Annotated in this window: 2 protein-coding genes; both read right to left on the reverse strand. The window is 54.9% G+C overall.

The features are described 5' to 3' along the window. Positions 1-203, reverse strand: a 203-nt coding sequence (locus tag ACP7AJ_RS21120; RefSeq protein WP_426062214.1) for a hypothetical protein, incomplete at its 3' end; no start/stop codon positions are given. A 670-nt stretch (positions 204-873) separates the two neighbouring features. Then, positions 874-2,976 (reverse strand): ATP-binding protein, encoded by a 2,103-nt coding sequence (locus tag ACP7AJ_RS21125; protein ID WP_426062215.1) that lies wholly within the window; start codon positions 2,974-2,976, stop codon positions 874-876. Positions 2,977-3,694 lie beyond the last annotated feature (718 nt).

Consider the following 3,694-nt stretch of genomic DNA (forward strand, 5'->3'; position numbering starts at 1 on the left):
CCGGTGGGGATGTCGCTCACGGCCGTGCCGTTCACGTTGTTCCACACCTGGTACGTGGCGCTGCCCGTACCGCTGCAGGTCGTTGAGGTTTGAGCCAACGCGGCTGGTGCCGCTAAGTTTATGGCGCTAACGGTGCCGATAAGTAGAAAGGTATTGAGTATGGCAGGAGTAATTTTTGATATGACTTTTTCAATAAAAAACATAGACTTTGTACTAAGGTTTTTGTAGTTAAAAGGCTCCTGACTGCCTCAATTATTAAAATTGATTAAAGCATGCACACCATAAAGTTAACGGGAGAAATTTCTAAAATAGGATTCAACCCGTACAACATTTTGGCATAAGAAAGCTATAATATGCTGTTTGTTGGTGAATATCTGTGTGTTATAATAGATAACGTTTCGCTATAAATAGTAAATGAATTTGACTTGCTGCTTATTATTCTGATAATAAAATTTTAGTTGGGCAGACCAGCCAACACCATATTCGCGCACTAAGGCCAAATTGTAACTTTCACACCTTGATTCGTCCGTAGAGGCTAAATAGGCTCGCATATAGCGCTGCATAAACCTTACGGTTAAAGTCAGCGCCACTAGATGCTGGTGTAACCTGTAATCACCCGGTACAAGCGGAAATCAGAGGCAGAGTAGGGTGGATGGTAATGCTGCAAACGACCACCCAGGCCAACTAAAAAGCACAGCCCCTACCGGGCACTTCGAGCTGGCGAAGTGCCCGGTAGGGGCTGCAAAGTGGTTCATTGCAGAGGCTGAAACTTGCCCGGCGCTAACCGCCTAGAATGGCTGCACCGTCCATACGTTGGTAGGTGGCGTCTAGGTATACCGTTGCAAACCCTGTTGTCAGCATTAACCCGCAGGATTATGCCTCCTGTTCAGCAGACATTTTGGCTAGTTCTTCAATAAATAGCGCAGAAAATAGCTCAGTGCCTTTGGCAATAGCATTGACAAAGGGAAGAATCTCGGCTTTGGGCGCCTGCAGCTCGGCAAGCTCTTCCACCATCTTCAGATTGCCTACTTCGGGCTGAATGTTCAGGCTGCCAAAGGTCGATTTCAGGCTGTGGGCTTCGTGGGCTACGGTCTGCCAGTCGTCCTGCTCTACAGCGAGTTGGAGGGTTTTCACCTGCCCGGGCACCCGGTTGATGAACAGCTCCAGCATCTTGCGGATGAAGGTTTGGTCGGTGGCCAACCGACCCAGCATCGCGAAGTCGTAGCGCAAGCCCAGGTCTGAGGCGGCTATGGGCACATCTACCGGCGCCAGCGGGCTCTTGGACCGTTGACTGACCTTGGCGATGATGTTGTAAAGGGCTAGTTCGCTATAGGGTTTGGTTAGGAAATCGTTGAAGCCCAAGGACTCGCAGGAGCGTTCGTTGACCCGAATCGCATCGGCCGTGAGGGCAATAACGGGAGTGTTGCGGTTGGGGCTTTGTTCGGCCCGCAGCCGCGAAGTGGCTTCGAACCCGTTCATCTGGGGCATTTGGATGTCCATCAGAATGAGGTCGTACTTGCGCTGCCAGGCTTTGTGCAAGGCTTCTTCGCCGTTCTGGGCCATGTCGACCTTCACCTGCCATTGGCTGAGCATCGACACGCCAATAAGCTGGTTTACGGCATTGTCTTCGGCAAACAAAATGTTGAGCCCCCGCAGCAGGTCGGGCTGCTGAATGACGGCGTGCTCTTTCGCCGGCTGCTCGTTGCTGACCGTGTAGGGGATGGTGAAGTAGAAGCAGCTGCCCTGGCCGGGCTCGCTGCGCACGCCGATTTCTCCGCCTTGCAGCTCAACCAGATTTTTGCAGATGGTGAGCCCCAGCCCCGTGCCGCCGTATAGTCGCGGCACGCTGCTGTCGCCCTGCTGGAAGCTGCTGAAAACAGTGCTGAGGTTTTCGGCGCTGATGCCAATGCCGGTATCGGCTACGCTGAACGTGACCGGCAGGTGGGTGCCCGAGCGCTGGCTGGCGTCGATGGTGATGGTGATGGCACCCTGCTCGGTGAACTTGATGGCGTTGCTGATGAGGTTGACCAGCACCTGGCGCAGGCGGTAGGGGTCGCCCTGGGCCAGGGGCAGGTTTTCATTCAGACCCAGGATGCGCAGCACCACGCCCTTCTCGTCCGACTTGAAGGTGAGCGAACGCACGGCGTCCTGCACGGTCTTGATGAGGTCGAACGGAATATTCTCCAGGTTGATTTTGCCCGACTCAATTTTGGCAAAGTCCAGGATGTCGTTAATAACCACCAGCAGGTTTTCGGTGCTGGACTGAATCATGTCCACGTAGTCGGCCTGTTCGGCTGAGAGCGGTCCTTTCTTGATTAGGTCGGCCAGGCCCATCACCCCGTGCAGGGGCGTCCGGATTTCGTGGCTCATGTTGGCCATGAACACTTGCTTGGCGTGCACCGACTCTTCGGCCACCCGGTTGGCCCGCTTCAGCTCCGTGATGTCGGACGAGAACGAGAGCAGGTAGCGGGAGCCGTCTGAGCGCATCAGCGGGCTCTGGGTGGTGTGGTACCAGCGGGTTTGGCCGTCCATGAGGTGGTAGCACTCCTCAAAAGTGGTCGCGGTTTCGTAGGTTTCCCCGTTCTCCGTTTGGCGGTCCGGAGCTGGCACGCCCGCGGCCAGGGGCTCGTCGGCACGGCTGCGGCTGGATAGCCAACTCAAGATGTGAGCGTAGCTCTTGTTGGCCAGGATGATGCCGCCCTTGGCATCTTCCACGTAAATCAGGTTGGGGCTGGTGTTGATGACCTGGCGAACCAGGTCTTGCTGGTCTTCCAGCTCCTTTTCAACCTGCTTGAGGTGGCCAACCACCCGGGCCAGCTCCTGCACGGCGTCAAAAGAAGGTATCTGGGCCGAGGTAGCGGCTTCCGTAATAGCTTCCAGCTGTGCCCGCAGCCGCACCACTTCGGCCTCGGCGGCGGCGGTGCGCTTGCGTTCGGCAGATAACGCTGATTTGGTTTGTGGAACTTGAATACTCATAAAACGAAAGCAGTCAGGCTAGGAGCCAGGCGCCTGTGTAAAGAAATTGTGAGCTCATGCCCGTCCTGGTGGGCATGGGGCGCCGCGGTGGGCGCCGAGCGGTTTACCTCAAAAAAGCTGCCATAGTTTATTGGCGGCCGGCTCTGAGTGCAAGCCTCAATTGTGCCTATGCTACAAAAAACGTCAGCAGCGAAGGCTGGTTCGGAGAGCTGCATCATAAAATAAATACGGCGCAGGTTGGAGTGTATCTGTCTGAAAGCGTATGATTTATGTGTTTTCTGGGGCTTGTGCTACTTGTTTGTGTAAGTAATCGGCCTTGCTGGGTCGGGGTGTCGGCTTGTATCCAGAAATAAGCCCTAATGTTTTGCGGTGGCTTATTCCTGAATCAGGTCATACTATAAAGATGCAATAAAAGTATATTTCTTTACTAGGCGCTACCCGTGGGCGCAAAATAAAAGTAGGGACGATTGGAAAGTGCTTCGTGCGGGCTTACGCAAAAGCCCGACCCACGGGCGGCTTTGATGAAGCCGTATCCATGGGCCGGGCTCGTTGCTCGGGCCTGGGTGGGCCGGTGATTAGAACCGGCCCGGAGGCAGCCATTTGAGATAGGCTACTACTTCGTGTGCACCACTTTAACGTTGATGACTTCGTGTTGGGTGATGAGCCGGACAAAGAAGACGCCGTCGGGCAGGCCGTGGGTGTCGAAGGGCACGTGGTG

It is taken from the genome of Hymenobacter sp. B1770, from assembly GCF_049896385.1.
GTDB lineage: Bacteria > Bacteroidota > Bacteroidia > Cytophagales > Hymenobacteraceae > Hymenobacter.

Bases quoted from the DNA above. Each gene is read 5' to 3' on its own strand.
- ACP7AJ_RS21125 (WP_426062215.1), bottom strand. From the start codon at position 2,976: ATGAGTATTCAAGTTCCACAAACCAAATCAGCGTTATCTGCCGAACGC.